Source organism: Anaerobutyricum hallii (assembly GCF_900209925.1).
Classification (GTDB): domain Bacteria; phylum Bacillota; class Clostridia; order Lachnospirales; family Lachnospiraceae; genus Anaerobutyricum; species Anaerobutyricum soehngenii.
On the sequence record NZ_LT907978.1, the window covers coordinates 1,323,367 to 1,339,906 of the forward strand.

Annotated in this window: 13 protein-coding genes and 1 pseudogene; all 14 read left to right on the forward strand. The window is 38.2% G+C overall.

The window, feature by feature from the left end:
- Positions 1-43: 43 nt before the first annotated feature.
- The 14 genes and pseudogenes from EHLA_RS06115 to EHLA_RS06185 all read left to right on the forward strand — a co-directional run bounded on the left by EHLA_RS06115 (position 44) and on the right by EHLA_RS06185 (position 16,453).
- Positions 44-3,241: an Ig-like domain-containing protein gene (locus EHLA_RS06115; RefSeq protein WP_096239775.1), complete on the forward strand. Its 3,198-nt coding sequence runs from the start codon at positions 44-46 to the stop codon at positions 3,239-3,241.
- A 303-nt stretch (positions 3,242-3,544) separates the two neighbouring features.
- Positions 3,545-4,591, forward strand: a complete 1,047-nt coding sequence (plsX, locus tag EHLA_RS06120) for a phosphate acyltransferase PlsX (protein ID WP_096239777.1) — start codon at positions 3,545-3,547, stop codon at positions 4,589-4,591.
- A complete protein-coding gene (rnc, locus tag EHLA_RS06125; protein WP_021907599.1) occupies positions 4,588-5,286 on the forward strand; it encodes a ribonuclease III in 699 nt (232 codons plus the stop codon). The genes plsX and rnc overlap by 4 nt, the downstream gene beginning before the upstream one ends.
- A gap of 1 nt (position 5,287) precedes the next feature.
- On the forward strand, positions 5,288-8,851 hold the full coding sequence (gene smc, locus EHLA_RS06130; protein WP_096239779.1) for a chromosome segregation protein SMC: 3,564 nt from the start codon (positions 5,288-5,290) through the stop codon (positions 8,849-8,851).
- Positions 8,852-8,888: 37 nt separating this feature from the next.
- Positions 8,889-9,827, forward strand: a complete 939-nt coding sequence (gene ftsY / locus EHLA_RS06135) for a signal recognition particle-docking protein FtsY (RefSeq protein WP_021907597.1) — start codon at positions 8,889-8,891, stop codon at positions 9,825-9,827.
- Positions 9,828-9,908: 81 nt separating this feature from the next.
- Positions 9,909-11,135: a threonine ammonia-lyase gene (ilvA, locus tag EHLA_RS06140; protein ID WP_096241569.1), complete on the forward strand. Its 1,227-nt coding sequence runs from the start codon at positions 9,909-9,911 to the stop codon at positions 11,133-11,135.
- 101 nt (positions 11,136-11,236) lie between these two features.
- Positions 11,237-12,187 carry a stage III sporulation protein AA gene (locus EHLA_RS06145; protein ID WP_096239782.1) on the forward strand — a complete coding sequence of 317 codons (951 nt, stop codon included), beginning with the start codon at positions 11,237-11,239 and terminating at the stop codon, positions 12,185-12,187.
- A 47-nt stretch (positions 12,188-12,234) separates the two neighbouring features.
- Positions 12,235-12,686, forward strand: a pseudogene (locus tag EHLA_RS16575) (stage III sporulation protein AB).
- Between the two features lie 69 nt (positions 12,687-12,755).
- Entirely contained in the window at positions 12,756-12,950 is a 195-nt protein-coding gene (gene spoIIIAC / locus EHLA_RS06160) for a stage III sporulation protein AC (RefSeq protein ID WP_021907592.1), read from the forward strand.
- A 14-nt stretch (positions 12,951-12,964) separates the two neighbouring features.
- Positions 12,965-13,357: a SpoIIIAC/SpoIIIAD family protein gene (locus tag EHLA_RS06165; protein WP_096239784.1), complete on the forward strand. Its 393-nt coding sequence runs from the start codon at positions 12,965-12,967 to the stop codon at positions 13,355-13,357.
- Between the two features lie 46 nt (positions 13,358-13,403).
- The gene (locus EHLA_RS06170; protein WP_096239786.1) at positions 13,404-14,555 is read left to right on the forward strand and encodes a stage III sporulation protein AE; all 1,152 of its coding nucleotides are present in this window, start codon (positions 13,404-13,406) and stop codon (positions 14,553-14,555) included.
- Between the two features lie 105 nt (positions 14,556-14,660).
- Entirely contained in the window at positions 14,661-15,197 is a 537-nt protein-coding gene (locus EHLA_RS06175; protein ID WP_096239788.1) for a stage III sporulation protein AF, read from the forward strand.
- A 24-nt stretch (positions 15,198-15,221) separates the two neighbouring features.
- Positions 15,222-15,797: a stage III sporulation protein AG gene (locus EHLA_RS06180; RefSeq protein ID WP_096239790.1), complete on the forward strand. Its 576-nt coding sequence runs from the start codon at positions 15,222-15,224 to the stop codon at positions 15,795-15,797.
- On the forward strand, positions 15,794-16,453 hold the full coding sequence (locus EHLA_RS06185; RefSeq protein WP_096239792.1) for a SpoIIIAH-like family protein: 660 nt from the start codon (positions 15,794-15,796) through the stop codon (positions 16,451-16,453). Before EHLA_RS06180 ends, EHLA_RS06185 begins: the two co-directional genes overlap by 4 nt.
- Positions 16,454-16,540: the final 87 nt, after the last annotated feature.

A 16,540-nucleotide genomic window follows, 5' to 3' on the forward strand; every position in this document is an offset into this window, starting at 1 on the left:
ATTCAGTTTTCAATGTCACAGATGAAGGAAAGGGGCTAAATTTATGCCTAAAAATAAGGTTTTCGGACAGGCTGTGGGGGGGGTAACAACGACTGGTGGAAAGCTTTTTATTGAAATTAAAGGTTCTGCAAAAAAAGAATGGCAGATGCTAGTTGTTGTAGTTCCTGTTGTCATAAAAGTCAAAGGGGAAGCTGGTGTAAATGCTGACTTTTCAGTAGGGCTTGATTTTAATAAAAGTACAGTATATACCAAAGGAAAGGTAAAGATGACAATACCGGGAGTCCGTCTTACTGGAGGTATTGGTGTTGCCTATATTGCAGATATTTCTGTTTATGGAGAAGCGAAGAATCTTGTTACGGTAGAATCTGACGGAAAAAGCAGTGACCTGACAGCCTCTTTAGAGGGGGCGATGGGAGTCAGTGCAAAGGCGTTATGCTTGTCTTATGAAAAGGAGATTCTAAATGGTTCGTTGGATTATTATTCTTCAAAGAAGAAGTCAAAAGCCAGAATGTATGCCAGAGTATTGCCAAAGTTAGAACCGGAGGCGAAAGATTATGAAATACAAAGAGTAGATTCTTCTTCGTGGGATGGTTCTGCCGTTGCAGAACAAACAGCGAAGCCACGTTCGATAAAGCGTGCTGCTTCTGCAAAAAATATATCTGGAAGAGTGACAACATTGCTGTCTGATGTGTATGCCAGTGCAAAGCCGCAGCTTTTGCAGACGGCAAGTGGAAAGAAACTCCTTATTTTTACAACGGACATGGGTGACAGAACAACAGGGAATCATACAGCGGTAGTATATTCTATTTACAATGAACAAAATGGGTGGAGTATACCTAAGATGATTGACGATGACGGAACGGCAGATTTTGATGCGGTAGCAGCAGTAGATGGGGAGAATATATACGTTACATGGATTAATGCAAAGCGGATTTTTACACCAGAAGAAGCGGAAGCTGAAGATTTTATGACAAAGCTTGCAGCCGAGACCGAAGTTCAGGCAGCAAAAATCGCATTAAATGGAAATACAGGAACAGTGACAAAGTATCCGGCTATTACGGATAATGCCATTGCGGATTTACATCCGTCTATTACAGTGAAAAATCATGTGCCATATATTGCATGGAACAGCAATAGTGCGAACGATATTTTAAAGGGAACCGGAACAAATACAGTTTATCTTGCATCTTTAAATGGAAATGCATTTACAACAAAGAAGTTATCAGAAGAGAATAAACCGGTACAGTCTGTTGCTATTGGCAATTTGGATAATGATGTAGTGACAGCTTATACGTTGAATTCTGGTACCGAGGAAAATCCGCAGGTACAACTGACGGCGGTTAATGCAAAAGGACGAACAACCATTGCAGCAAATGGACAGAATCTTTCTCCTTCTTTTGCAAAAATAGATGGAAGTTCCGTCCTTTTATGGTATGCACAGGATGCGGAAGGCAGTTCCTTAAACTATATTGATGCTATAGATGGAGCGGTAGAAAGCTATATAGAAGACGATGCGGTTATTTCCGCAGATTATACGGTAGTAGATGGTGAGGATAGCCAGCTACTTATCTGTTCATCGGAGAAAGAAAATGCAGAAGAAACAGGAAGGAATCTGTATGCCTACGTAATACGAGATGGAGAAGTTTACGAACCAGTTACTTTAACAGATTTAGAAGGTTATGCAGCAGTGCCGAGTGGTATCTGGAATGGGACGGCGTATGAATATTTATTTACAAGAACCGATGTGACGATTACAGAAAATAATGTGACAGAAAATACAGATTTATGCATCACTTCTGTTGTTCCACAAAGCAGACTTGTTATCGGGGATATTGATTACACACAAGAGGAATTGATGCCGGACAAGGATGCCTCTATTACAGTGCCAGTAAAAAACAATGGATTAATGAACAATAATGAGGGAAGTATTCAGATTGTCTATAATGGCGAAGTCATTGGACAGACAAATCTGGATGGCGGAATGACACCGGGAGAGACAAAAAACGTTACGGTGAACTTTACGGTACCTAAGACTATGGCAGCGAAAGAAACATTAAAAGTGGAAGCAATGTCTGGTGAAAATACAACAGCAGATTCTACAAAAAGTATTCAGTCAGCTGGCAGTGAACTTGCACTTTCTGTTAAACAAGAAGAAGATAATATTACAGCTGTGATAGATAATAACAGTGCCTTTGATACGACAGCAGCACTTACTTTAAAAGCTGGGGATGCTTCTGGTAAAGTATTAAAAACAATAAATCTTGGAAATGTGGAATTCTATAATTCGGTAGAAAAAACATTTACAAAAGAAGAATTGAAAAAACTTGGAAGCGATACGGTTTACATGGAAGTTAGCGGAGATGCAGAAGAAAGCATAAAGTCTGATAATACAGCATTTGTTTATGTAGGAACAGAAGAATTAAAAACATTGGATTATCTCACCGCAACAAAAACAAAGGTTACTTATACTAAAGGCGAGAAGCTAAATATGGATGATTTGGAAGTGACCGCAGTATACACTGATGGAAGCAAGGCAAAAGTAACAGGTTATACAACAAATGTGAAAAATATCGATATGTCTAAAACAGGCAAAAAGCAACTGGAAATTCTTTATGAAGAAGTCGGTATTGGACGAAAAGTAGTTATGCCAATTACGGTAGAAAATGTAAAAACGGACAATACGAAAGCAAATACGGATACAAATGATAATATGAAATCAGTGTCATCAATCCGCCTCTTTGCAATCTCCAAAAAAATTGCCGCAGGCAGAAAAATTACTTTAAAAGCGACTGTTTTACCAGATAACGCATCCAATAAAAAGCTGATCTGGAAGTCCAGCAATCCAAAGGTTGCAACGGTAAACCAGCGTGGAGTCGTTACAGTGAAAAAGAAAACTGGCGGTAAGAAAGTAACGATTACTGCAACAGCAACCGATGGAAGTAAGAAATATGCTTCCTGGAAGATTACATCCATGAGAGGTATTGTAAAGAAAGTTAAGATTACAGGAAGTAAGCCAGTAAAAGCAGGAAAGAAACTTAAACTGAAAGCCAAAGTAACTGCCACAAAGAAAGCCAATAAAAAACTTCTCTGGACATCGAGCAACAAAAAATACGCTACCGTAAATGCGAAGGGAATCGTGACAACTAAAAAGGCCGCCAGAGGAAAAACAGTTAAAATCACAGCGATGGCAACGGATGGCAGCGGAAAGAAACATACCGTAAAAATTAAAATAAAAAAATAGTAATTTGTATTATAAAAAAAGAAAAATTACAAAAGGATCGGTAGTATCAAGATATTGATTATTTATTCGGTCAAAAAAGCAGAACCCTGGACAGGAGGGGATTATCCTAAATGCAGCTGCAAGGCAGATAGGATAGTGCTCCCTTATCCGGGGTCTGTCTGTTTAAAGAACCATCAATATTCTTGAAATCTTCCCTTAATTGTGTTACTCTAATCTTTGACTTTATTTGCAACAAAGTATTCTCGGAAGGTTTTTGTAAAATGATTTTCCGAGAGTACTTTCTTAAAAAAGAAAGGAGCTTTTATGGACTTTAAGAATGTAATAGCGATTGATGCGATGGGTGGAGACAATGCACCGGGTGAGATTATTAAAGGTGCGATTGATGCGATTAATGAGAGAGCGGATATCAAGCTTCGCCTTTTTGGAGATAGGGATAAGATTGAAGCAGAGCTTCATAAGTATACTTATAATAAGGAACAGATTGAGATTACGCATACGACGGAGGAGATTAGCTGTAATGAAGCACCGGCTATCGCAATTAAGAAGAAGAAGGATTCTTCTTTAGTTGTAGCGATTAAGTCTGTGAAGAACGGTGAGTGTGATGCGATTGTTTCTGCAGGCAGTTCAGGGGCGATTCTTGTCGGAGGACAGGTACTGATCGGTAAGGGAAAAGGTGTGAAGAGAGCACCGCTTGCACCGCTTACACCAACAGAGAAGGGAGTTTCTCTGTTGATTGACTGTGGTGCGAATGTAGATGCCCGCCCGGAACATCTTTTACAGTTTGCCCAGATGGGTTCTATTTATATGGAAGATGTTGTTGGTGTGAAGAATCCTCGTGTTGCCATTGTAAATATCGGTGCGGAAGAAGCGAAGGGGAATGCGCTTGTAAAGGAGACATACCCACTGTTAAAGGCTTGTAAGAATATTAATTTTATCGGAAGTATTGAGGCCAGGGATATTCCAAAGGGTGAAGCAGATGTTATCGTAACAGAAGCTTTTGTCGGTAATGTAATCTTAAAACTTGAGGAAGGTCTTGCAAGTACATTGATCCAGATAATTAAAGAGGGAATGATGTCTACAACGAGGAGCAAGCTTGGAGGTCTTTTAGTAAAGCCTGCATTAAAAGAGACATTGAAAACATTTGATGCGACAGAGTACGGCGGAGCGCCGCTTCTTGGTTTAAAGGGACTTGTTGTAAAGATTCATGGAAGTGCGAAGGCAAAGGAGACAAAGAAGGCAATCTTCCAGTGTGTTACATTCAAGGAACAGCGGATTAACGAGAAGATCGTAGCGCATCTTGCAGAAGAAATCGAACAGGCAAAAAAAGAAAAGGCAGGCGAACAGGAATGATTAAGGCAGAACGATTTAAAGGATTAGAAGAGAAGATAGGGTATTCTTTTACGAATAAACGGCTTTTGGCATTGGCGATGACACACAGCTCTTATGCGAATGAGCAGAGAGGACGCAGAAAGGCGAATAATGAGCGTTTGGAGTTTTTAGGGGATGCTGTTTTAGAAGTTACGATTTCCGATTATGTATTCAGGGAATATCCATCTTATAATGAAGGCCGTCTTACGAAGCTTCGTTCCAGTCTCGTTTGTGAGTATACATTAGCGATCTGTGCAAGAGACGTAGAACTTGGAAAGTATATCCTTTTAAGCAGGGGAGAAGATGCTACGGGAGGAAGAGAAAGGGATTCGATTCTTTCAGATGCATTTGAAGCATTGATCGGTGCGATTTATATAGATGGCGGTATGGATAAGGCGAGATTTTTTATTCATAATCACCTGTTAAAGGATGTAGAAGATAAATCGTTATTTTACGATGCGAAAACGATTTTGCAGGAAATGGTACAGGCGGGACCGGATTCTCGCTTACAGTATGTGCTTACAAGAGAAGCAGGGCCAGATCATGCCAAGGAGTTTACTGTTGAGACTAGAATTGGTGGCAAGACGTATGCAATCGGAAAAGGAAAAACGAAAAAAGGAGCGGAACAGATTGCCGCTTATCAGACCATACTACTGTTAAAAAAGCAGCGGGTGTAGCATGTATTTAAAGAGTATTGAAATTAATGGATTTAAATCCTTTGCCAATAAGATCGTTTTTGAATTTCCACAGGGAATTACAGGTATTGTAGGACCAAACGGAAGCGGTAAGAGTAATATTGGAGATGCTGTGCGCTGGGTTTTAGGAGAACAGAGTGCAAGACAGCTTCGTGGAGCGAAGATGGAAGATGTCATTTTCTCAGGAACGCAGAGCCGTAGACCGATGGGGTTTGCTTATGTAGCGATTACCTTTGAGAATGCGAATCGAATCATCCCTCTTGATTATGAAGAGGTTACGGTAGCAAGAAGGGTATATCGTTCCGGGGAGAGTGAATACCTGATTAATGGAAGTTCCTGTCGAAGAAAAGATATCGTAGAGTTATTTTATGATACCGGTATCGGTAAAGAAGGTTATTCAATCATCGGACAGGGTCAGGTTGAGAAAATCTTAAGTGGTAAGATCGAAGATAGTCGTGAGTTGTTTGATGAAGCAGCAGGTATCGCAAAGTATAAGAAGAATCGTACAGTTACGGAAAAGTCGCTAGAGCAGGAACGTCAGAACTTAGAGCGTGTCACAGATATTTTAGCAGAGCTTGAAAAGCAGGTTGGTCCGTTAGAACAGCAAAGTGCAAAAGCAAAAGAATATTTAAAGCTTCGTGATGAAGAAAAAGATATTGATACACACCTCTTTTTATATGATTATGAGCGTCTGAAAAAGGAACAGGAAGAAAATGAGAGGCAGTATACGATTGTTTCTGGCGATTTAGAAGAGACAAAGAAGACTTATGAAAAGATTAAAGAAAAGAATGGAAAGCTTCAGGAACAGACACAGGCAGTAACAGATAGTCTTGAGACAAAAGAATCTGAGAAAGAGGAACTTCGTCGAAAGAAAGAAGAAAAAGATAATGAGATTCTTATTCTTTCTCATAAAGCAGAATCCAATACGCTTCTGATTACGCATTATGAGGACTTAGAGAAACAAAGTCTGGAAGAAAAAGAGAAAAAGATCGAAGAAGTCGGACAGTTAAAGAAAACGATCACAGAAAAAGGACAAGAGATAGAACAGGGGCAGAAAGCCTTAGATGCTCTTGAGGAATCTATCGTTGTAAAAAGAAAAGAACAGGAGTCTTGTGAGAAAAGAATTTCCGGGGAGAATGATCGGCTCTTTTCCATTATGAACAGTAGCTCTGATACAAAAGAGAAACTCAGTCGGTATGCGGCAATGGAGGAACAGCTTGAGATTCGTAACGCAGAGTATAACAGCCGTTACATTTCTTTTAATTCAGAGTTAAAAGAATATAATGAAACAGCAGAAAAACTGCAAAAACAGCAGTCTGAGGCAGAACGAGTGTTTAAAGAGCAGGAAGAACGGTACCAAGAGCTTGAAGAGAAAGGAACGTCTCTTCAGAAGAAGGAGCAGAATTATCAGGATGAGATGGGAAACTTAAATCAGGAGTACCTTCGAACAAAGTCTCGTTATGAGACACTTGTCAATATTTCAGAAAGATACGATGGATATAATCAGTCGATTCGCCGTATTATGGAACAAAAAGGTGTAAATCCAGGCATAATCGGTGTTGTTGCTGATATTCTTGCTCTTCCGGAAAAGTATGAGACAGCGATTGAGATCGCTCTTGGAGGCGCTTTACAAAATATCGTTACGGAAGATAACGAAACAGCAAAAAAAATGATTCAGTTTTTAAAGAAGAATCGGTTTGGCCGAGCGACTTTTTTACCGCTTACGAATATCCGCCGAAGAAACAGTACGATTTCTCCGGCTGTTTTAGAGGATGAAGGTGTAATTGGAATTGCCAGCACGTTAGTACAGGTAGAAGAACGATTCCAGGCATTAGTAGAATCTTTACTTGGAAGAACGGTTGTTGTAGATACCATAGATCACGCACTGGCATTATCGAGAAAGAATAATTTCAGTCTTCGTCTGGTAACACTTGACGGGGAGTTACTTAATCCAGGTGGTGCGATCACAGGTGGAGCTTTCCGGCACTCCGGTAATCTGCTTGGGCGAAAGCGTGAGATCGAAGAATGTAAAGAGACGTTAAGAAAGGCAAAGGCTGCCTGGGAAGAAAGAAAGAGTTCTCTTGCAGATCTAAAAGAACGACAGCAGAAACTAGAAGAAGAGAAGCAACGGAAAAAGGCAATGCTTGATGAGGCATCTCTTGTTCTCCATGACCTGAATAATCAGATTCCGGATATGGAGAGGAAAAAGGAAGAGCTGAAAGAACGAATTGCTTCGTTAAAGGAAGAACATCGGGTTTTAAAAGAACAGATTGATGATATTCGTTCTCAAAAGGAAACACTCTTAAAAGAGCAGGAAGATAACGAGCAGATTCATGAAAAGAATCATTCGGTTCTTGATTCACTGAAAGAAAAGCTTGCAGAGATAAAAAAAGAAGTTTCTGATGTAGAAACAGAAAAGAATGAACTTCGTCTTTCTCTTTCAAAAAAACGTCAGGAGCTTGCGTATCTGCAAAACGATCAGGAACGTATTGAAAAAGAAACAGAAAGTCTCCAGAGTTCTTTAGAAGAAAATAAAAAAGAAACGAGCCGTCTTACAGAAGAAAATATTTCTTATGAAAAAGAACAAAAGTTGTTGCAAACAGTGTTGCAGGAGATTACTATACAGATGGAGGATATTTCCGGTAAGCTTGAAGGGTTAAAACAGCAGCGTTCTACTGCTATGAAAAAGCAGAATCAGATTTTCCAGGAACTAGAAAGCGAGAATGATAAGCTGTTGATTCTTGAGAAAGAAGCTTCAAAGTTATCTTCCAGACAGGAGCGCATGAAAGAAGATTTAGAAAGTAAGATAGACTATATGTGGGAAAGTTATGAGCTTACTTACAATCAGGCGCTTACATTAAAGCATTATGAATTAAAAGCAGAGGATGCAGCGGAGTACCGCAGACAGAAAAAAGAACTGCAAAAACAGATCAAAGGCCTTGGAAATATCAATATCAATGCGATTGAAGAGTATAAAGAAGTTGGCGAGCGATATGAATTTTTAAAGGGACAGTATGATGACATCAAAGAAGCGGAAGCAAAGCTGCTTACGATGATCGATGAACTGAATCTGGCAATGAAGGAACAGTTCACAAAGGAATTTGGAAGTATTCAGCAGATGTTTACTACCGTATTTCAGGATCTGTTCGAGGGAGGAACGGCTTCTCTTGAATTGATGGATACGGAAAACATTTTAGAGTGTGGTATCCGCATTATTGCACAGCCACCGGGAAAGAAACTGCAAAACATTATGCTTCTTTCCGGTGGAGAGAGGGCATTGACAGCGATTGCCTTACTTTTTGCGATTCAGAATTTAAAACCGTCGCCGTTCTGTCTTCTTGATGAGATTGAGGCGGCTTTGGATGATGCGAATATCGTTCGTTTTTCCAAATATTTAAAGAAGTTATCGAAAGATACGCAGTTTATTGTGATCACGCATCGAAGAGGAACAATGAACGCGGCAGATGCTTTATATGGAATCACTATGCAGGAAAAGGGTATTTCTACGTTAATCTCTGTAGATTTGATTGATAAGGATCTGAATTAATTTCCAGTATTTTCTGCAGGTTATGAGAGGAGTAATTATGGGAGAAAAGAAAGGCTTTTTTAGCCGGTTAGTCAGTGGACTGACAAAAACAAGAAAGAATATTGCATCAGGTCTTGATTCTATTTTTCATGGATTTTCTAAAATAGATGATGATTTCTATGAAGAATTAGAAGAAATTCTGATTATGGGAGACCTTGGAGTAGATACGACAATGAACATTATTGAAGATTTACAGGCAAGGGTGAAGGAGGAACACATTAAAGAACCGGCAGAGTGTCGTCAGCTTTTAATTGATATTATTAAAAAACAGATGGCAGTAGATGAGACCGCTTATGAATATGAAAACCGTACTTCCGTTGTTCTCGTGATCGGAGTAAATGGTGTAGGAAAGACAACAACGATCGGTAAGCTTGCTGCACAGTTAAAGTCACAGAATAAGAAAGTAATTATGGCGGCAGCAGATACTTTTCGTGCTGCAGCGATTGAGCAGCTTACGGAATGGTCTAACAGAGCTGGAGTAGATATTATCGCACAGCAGGAAGGTTCTGACCCGGCAGCGGTTATTTACGATGCCTGTCAGGCAGCAAAGTCAAGACATGCCGATATTCTCTTATGTGATACAGCGGGAAGACTGCATAATAAGAAGAACCTTATGAACGAGCTTTCTAAGATTCGGAGAGTCATTGAAAGAGAATTTCCAGAAGCCTATCTTGAGACATTAATTGTTCTTGACGGAACAACCGGTCAGAATGCTTTAGTACAGGCAAAACAGTTTAAAGAAGTATCGGATATTTCCGGTATTGTTCTTACAAAGCTTGATGGAACCGCAAAGGGTGGTATTGCTATTGCAATTCAGTCCGAACTTGGTATTCCGGTAAAATATATTGGAATAGGAGAAAAGATTGAAGATTTACAGAAGTTTGATGCAGATTCTTTTGTAAACGCACTTTTTGAAAAACCAGAGGAAGATGAATAAAAGCAATTATTTTTATATAGATTATTGTTTAAGAGATATGACCGATACTACTATAACATCATGGAGGGATACATAATTATGATGGAAAAATTATCATTAGATAAATTTGAAGAAGCTTATGAGAGAGTGCAGGAAGTTGTTTTGCCTACCAATCTGGTGCAGAGTGATTTTTTCTCACAGATGACAGGAAATAAAGTTTATTTTAAACCGGAGAATCTTCAGCTTACCGGAGCGTATAAGATTCGCGGAGCTTACTATAAGATCAGTACATTAAGTGATGAAGAAAAGGCAAAGGGACTTATTACTGCTTCCGCAGGTAATCATGCACAGGGTGTTGCTTATGCAGCAAGAAAGTTTGGAGCGCCGGCCATCGTTGTTATGCCGACAACAACACCTTTATTAAAGGTGAACCGTACAAAGGAACTTGGGGCAGAAGTCGTTCTCCATGGAAATGTTTATGACGAAGCATGTGAGAAAGCAAAAGAATTGGCAGCAGAGCATGGCTATACTTTTGTACATCCGTTTGATGATTTAGAAGTGGCAACCGGACAGGGTTCGATCGCCATGGAAATCGTAAAGGAACTTCCTACCGTAGATACGATTTTAGTACCAGTCGGTGGTGGCGGACTTTCTACAGGTGTTTCTACCCTTGCAAAAATGTTGAATCCAAAGATTAAAGTAATTGGAGTAGAGCCGGCAGGGGCGAACTGTCTTCAGGAATCTTTAAAGGCAGGTCATCCGGTAACACTTGAAAATATAAATACAATCGCAGACGGTACTGCAGTAAAGACACCGGGTGAGACGATTTTCCCATATCTTCAGGAGAATCTTGATGACGTGATCACGATTGAAGATGATGAACTGATCGTTGCTTTCCTTGATATCTTAGAAAACCATAAGATGCTTGTGGAGAATTCCGGACTGCTTACAATTGCTGCATTAAAGCATTTAAAACCAGAAGGAAAGAAAGTGGTTTCGATTTTAAGTGGTGGAAATATGGATATTATCACTTTGGCTTCCGTTGTTCAAAACGGTCTGATCCAGCGTTCCAGAATCTTTACCGTTTCTGTTTTACTGCCAGATGTGCCGGGACAGCTTAACAAAGTATCGAAAGTAATTGCAGATGTGCAGGGTAACGTTATCAAACTTGAGCATAATCAGTTTGTCAGCGTAAACCGTAACAGTTCTGTAGAACTTACGATTACAATGGAAGCGTTTGGTCATGAACATAAACAAAAGATTATCGAAGCGTTACGTTCTGCTGGTTTTCAGCCAAAAGAAAGAACAACCAGAGGGGTATACCAATAAACGATAGATGAAAAAATAACATATCTTACAGCCTGTTTCATATATTATAGAAACAGGCTGTTTTTTTTCTTTATACAGCTATTTTTGAGAGGAGCGCAGTTGTGAAAGAAAAAGTTGATCAGGAAGAATTGCTTCGGATTTTCCCCGGAAAATTAAGAAAAAGAATAGAAGAAAAGGTTTCCTTTGAAGATGTAACAGAAATTCGTCTTCGGACAGGACTTCCGATTTCCATCGTGACGGCAGAAGAATCTTATTTTTTACAAAAACAAGAAGAAAAACAAGAATACTGGATTTTGTCACCGGAAGAACTAAAAATTATTTTTGAAAAGTTAAGCCAGTATTCTGTATTTGCTTATAAAGAAGAAATCGGAGAAGGATATATTACGTTAAAAGGAGGACATCGGGCAGGTCTGTGTGGAAAATATTACTATGATGGTATAGAAAAACCACAGATAAAAAACATCTCTTCTATAAATCTTCGTGTGGCAAGAGAAGTGAAAAATTGTGCGCTGCCAATCGTTCCATGGTTATTTGAAGGAGAAGAATTTTGTCATACATTAGTAGTTTCTGCTCCGGGATGTGGAAAAACAACGTATTTACGAGATCTGATTCGTTTATTATCTGATGGCACAGGAAGTATTTCAGGGAAAAATGTATCCGTCGTCGATGAACGGAGCGAAATCGGAAACCGCACAAGGATGGGAGAAGGATTTTATCTGGGAAAACGAACGGATTTACTGGATCATTGTCCAAAAGCGGAAGGAATGTTGATGCTGCTTCGAACGATGACCCCGGAAATTCTTGTAGCAGATGAAATTGGGGGAAAAGAGGATATGAAAGCATTAGCTTATGTGAGAAATTGCGGATGTAAACTTTTGATGACGATTCATGGCAGCTCTCTACAGGATTTATTTCTTCGGCCGGTAGTTGGAAAATATTTGAAACAATTTCCTTTTGAACGGTACATATATTTAGAAAAAAGAAAAAAAGCAGAGAGAAGGATTCGTATATATGCGAAACAAGGAGAGGAGTTGTTATGGCAAAATTATTAGGTGCATGTTTTATCCTTATGGCTTCCTATCTTTTTGGAGTAAAGATTATGGAGCGTGATGCAGAACATATCCGGCTTTTAGAAGAGGGGGAATTATTATACAGAATTCTTGAATCGGAAATCAGAAATACAAGAACACCATTACCCCTTTTATTTGGAGAATTGAGTGAACGTACCGACAGTCTCTGGCATAATTTTTTTTTGAACTTTCTCTTGCGTTATCTAAAAATATAGAGGAAAGCTTTTTTAATATTTATGAAAAAATATTAGAAAAAGTATGGAAAGAAAAATTATCCAAGGAAGAGCAAAGAATGTTTTTGAATGCAGGAAGGAATCTCCTTTCGGATGATATGTACTATCAGCAGGAAGAAATGAGACAGCTGTCTGTATTTTTAAATGAAAGGATTTGTCAGATGAAAAAAGAATATATCGGAAAAAAGAAAGTTGTCCTTGTTTTTTGTCTTTGTATGGGAACATTGGCAGTAATCTTACTTTTTTAAAAGCGATGTACTCCGGGAGTCATTTCTTCCTTTGATTTTGTGAGTACACAGAAAGAAAAGGAGAAAACTATGACGATTGAATTGATTTTTAAAATAGCTGCGGTCGGAATTCTTGTAACGATACTGGGACAGGTTTTGAAACATTCCGGCAGAGAAGAACAGGCATTTCTTGTATCATTGGCAGGACTTTTTATAGTAATCTCATGGATTATACCATGCATCAGCGAACTTTTTTCTGAAATATACAGTTTGTTTGAGTTGTAAAGGAGTGAGATGACATGCTTGTTTTTAAAATCGTGTTAATCGGTATCGCAGGGGCGATTCTTGTGATGATTACAAAGCAATTCAAGCCAGAATACAGTATTCCTGTACTATTAGGAATCTGTCTTTTCCTAATAGGGTATCTAACGACTGGATTAGAGGAAGTTTTAAAATTTGTGCAGAGTTTACAAAAAGAAATACCGATAAATAATATGTACATAAAAATATTATTTAAATTGCTGGCGATTGCATATATCTGTCAGATTGCTTCAAATATATGTGAAGATCTGGGGTACCGTTCTATTTCCTTTCAGATAGAAACGATAGGGAAAGTATCTATCTTACTGTTAAGTATTCCAATTATCCAATCATTACTAGAGACCGTAGAGTATCTCCTGGTATCTTCTTAAGTAATTAAAAAATAAGGAAAGCAAAAGAAGAAAGGCAGGTGAGCATTTGGAAAGAAGAAGTGTCTATAAAAGTTTTCAAATTGTCGGAATTCTTTTTTTTATCCTGTTTTCCACCAGCATTTCGGTCCTTACTCTTCAGGCACAGACAACCCAGAAAGAAGAGGGAATTGATATTACTGCCCTTTCAAGAAAAATCGATCAGCTTGACGAGAAGGACTATCCGGACTTTGCTTCAATTTTTCAAAAGCTTGTTTCCATGCGGTTTACAGAAGCGGCACAGGAAATAGGACAGTGGATGACGGGAGCAGTATTGCAGGAGATTTTCTCATCAAAGATATTCATCGGGGAACTGGCAGGAATTCTTTTGTTTGCTTCTGTATTTTCGAATATTTCATCTGCGTTTCAGTCTTATGGTGTATCCGACAGTGGATTTTTAATTTCTTATTTTCTTGTCTTTTCAATAATTTTTACAAATTTTACAGTTATGATAGCAATGTTTAAAGACACCGTTATCTTGCTTTCCTCTTTTTTAAAAGTATTGCTGCCGGTATATACCCTGGCAGTTTCCCTTTCAGGGAATCTTTCTACAGGCATTGTATTTTATGAATACTTTATGATCGTAGTGCTTTTTTTAAACTGGATATTTTTAAATGTATTTCTTCCGTTGCTTCAATACTATTTTCTATTAGAATTAATCAGCCATTTCTCTCAAAAACAGAATATTTCAAAATTGTGTGAAGGATTATATTTTCTTCTAGCAAAAGGAATACAAATCATATTTTTTCTTCTTTTTGGATTTCACTTGCTAGAAACAATGATAGCACCATCTTTTGATAGCGCAAAAAACAGTATACTTAATAAAATGATCGGATTGATTCCGGGAGCAGGCTCTATCGTTCAAAGTGTAGCAGGCACAGCAATCGGTTCTTCTCTTGTTATAAAAAATGCAGTGGGAGCAGCGGGAATCTTGTTTTTGCTTATTTTTTTATTGCTGCCGCTCATAAAATTAGTTATCTATATTTTCTTATACTTCCTGTTATCTGTTGTACTTGAACCGATAGCAGATGAGCGATTTATATTATGCATTAATGCGGCAGTGAAGTGCGGAACATTAATGATAAAAGTCTTATGCATGTCTTCTGTGTTGTTTATTGTTGTGATCGCACTTACTTCCCTGACAACGAATTATACAGGATAATGCTGAGGCGGGTAACAAAATAAAAAGCAAAAAAGAGAGAAAAAAGAAGTAAAAATGAAGTGAAAAAAGAAAAAAATAGGAGAAAAAATAGGAGAAAGTGGAAACATGGAGTATATAAAGAGCTGGTTAAAAATAATTTTATATATGAATATCCTGTTGCTGCTCTGTGATAACCTGATGCAAAAGACTGCTTATGAAAAATATTACCGTTTTTTCTCAGGCTTTTTATTAGTGTTGTGCTTATTAAAACCTGTCATAGATTTCGCTGGCACAGAACCGTATTTTTATGCTTCCTTTTTACAAAAAGAATGGCAAAGTGAACGGAACCGGATGAAATATTCTAAAGAATTGAGCGAAGTAGAAGAAGTTGTACAAAAGGAATGTGAGGCGGCTTACAAAAAGCAGATTGAAGAGGTGGCAGGGCAGTATGGGATTTCAGTAAAAAAAGTAACATTTCGATGGGATAGTGCGAAAGAACATATCAAAAAATTAGAGATAGAAGGTAGTTTGAAAAATTTACAAAATAAAAAATCTAAAAAACAGATTGGGTCTGTACAGGCAGAAACCGTAGAAAAAATTAAAAAAATAATGATGCAGTTATATAATATTAAAAAGTCTGATATTCAGATAGAGGTGGAATAGAGATGGAATAGGGGTGGAATAAATATGGGAGAGAAAGTACCGAAAAAAATGAATTTAAAAGAAATAGGAATAGAAAAAATCATTTTAATAGCGATTGCCGGAATTATCTTATTGCTGGCAAATTTTTCTGAATGGAAAAATGCAATTTCTGAAAAAACAGAAAAAAAAGAAGAAAAGACGGTACAGACAGATCAAAATGATGCATATGTGAGTGCCCTTGAAAATAAATTAGTACATATCCTTGAAAATGTGGATGGTGTAGGAAGAGTGGAAGTAATGATTACTTTAAAATCTTCAAAAGAGTCTGTTTTAAATAAAGATCTGTCAGAGGAGAGGCAGACAGAACAGGAAAAAAACAGCGATACGCAAAAAACAAATAAAAATGAGAAAAGACAGGAAGAGACGATTCTTTCGGACAGTGTGGGAAATTCTGCTCCCTATGTTGTAAAGGAACTGGAACCGGAAATCGCGGGAATTATCATTTCCTGTGAAGGGGCGGAAAATAAAGTAGTAGCAGCATCGGTTCTTGAGGCGGCACAGGTGCTGTTTGGGGTTTCTGCAAATCATATCAAAGTGTTAAAAATGGAGGGTGCAAAATGAAAAAAGTATTTCAAAAAAATCAAATTGCCATTACGGCGTTAGCGATTATGATTGCGGTAGCAGGCTATCTGAATTTTACAGAGCAAAATGCATCAAAAGACGGGGATAAAAAGTCTGAAAGTTCGGTAGAAACGATTGATACTATGGATATTTCAGATGGGGATTCTCTTATAAAAGAAAAAGCAGAAAGTTCCAAAAACGCAGCGGAGAAAAATTCAGATGAAGTATCAGAAGAACCACAGACTGCCGGCAGTACAGAAACAATAGGAGGAGCAGTTCTTACACAGGCACAGGTCAGTGAGTATGTGGCAGGAGCAAGAATGGAAAGAGAGCAGACCCATTCAAAAACAAAAGAATCACTTAATGAGATTATCAACAGTGATTCTGTAGGTGAGAGCGCCAAAAAAGAAGCAGTAGATAAATTAACAGAACTTGCAGATATCATGGAAAAAGAAGCAGCAACAGAACAGCTTTTGGCCTCAAAAGGATTTGAGAATGCGGTAGTATCTATTGGAGATGACAGTGTGGATGTTGTTCTTAATTATGAAGAACTTTCTTCTGCAGATCGCGCGCAGATTGAAGATATTGTGACAAGAAAAACAGGGTACAGTGTCAGTCAGCTGATCATAAGCAAAATGCAGACTACAGAAAGTTAAAAGATTTCTGTTGCAAAAACAGGGATGTCTGTTATAATTATAGAATAAATCGATATAAAATTGTTTACATTTTATTAAGAGACTTTC

Excerpts from the sequence above, each read along its gene's own strand:
- EHLA_RS06115 (WP_096239775.1), top strand. The coding sequence starts at position 44 with ATGCCTAAAAATAAGGTTTTCGGACAGGCTGTGGGGGGGGTAACAACG.
- plsX (WP_096239777.1), top strand. The coding sequence starts at position 3,545 with ATGGACTTTAAGAATGTAATAGCGATTGATGCGATGGGTGGAGACAAT.
- rnc (WP_021907599.1), top strand. The coding sequence starts at position 4,588 with ATGATTAAGGCAGAACGATTTAAAGGATTAGAAGAGAAGATAGGGTAT.
- smc (WP_096239779.1), top strand. The coding sequence starts at position 5,288 with ATGTATTTAAAGAGTATTGAAATTAATGGATTTAAATCCTTTGCCAAT.
- ftsY (WP_021907597.1), top strand. The coding sequence starts at position 8,889 with ATGGGAGAAAAGAAAGGCTTTTTTAGCCGGTTAGTCAGTGGACTGACA.
- ilvA (WP_096241569.1), top strand. The coding sequence starts at position 9,909 with ATGGAAAAATTATCATTAGATAAATTTGAAGAAGCTTATGAGAGAGTG.
- spoIIIAC (WP_021907592.1), top strand. The coding sequence starts at position 12,756 with ATGACGATTGAATTGATTTTTAAAATAGCTGCGGTCGGAATTCTTGTA.
- EHLA_RS06165 (WP_096239784.1), top strand. The coding sequence starts at position 12,965 with ATGCTTGTTTTTAAAATCGTGTTAATCGGTATCGCAGGGGCGATTCTT.
- EHLA_RS06175 (WP_096239788.1), top strand. The coding sequence starts at position 14,661 with ATGGAGTATATAAAGAGCTGGTTAAAAATAATTTTATATATGAATATC.
- EHLA_RS06180 (WP_096239790.1), top strand. The coding sequence starts at position 15,222 with ATGGGAGAGAAAGTACCGAAAAAAATGAATTTAAAAGAAATAGGAATA.
- EHLA_RS06185 (WP_096239792.1), top strand. The coding sequence starts at position 15,794 with ATGAAAAAAGTATTTCAAAAAAATCAAATTGCCATTACGGCGTTAGCG.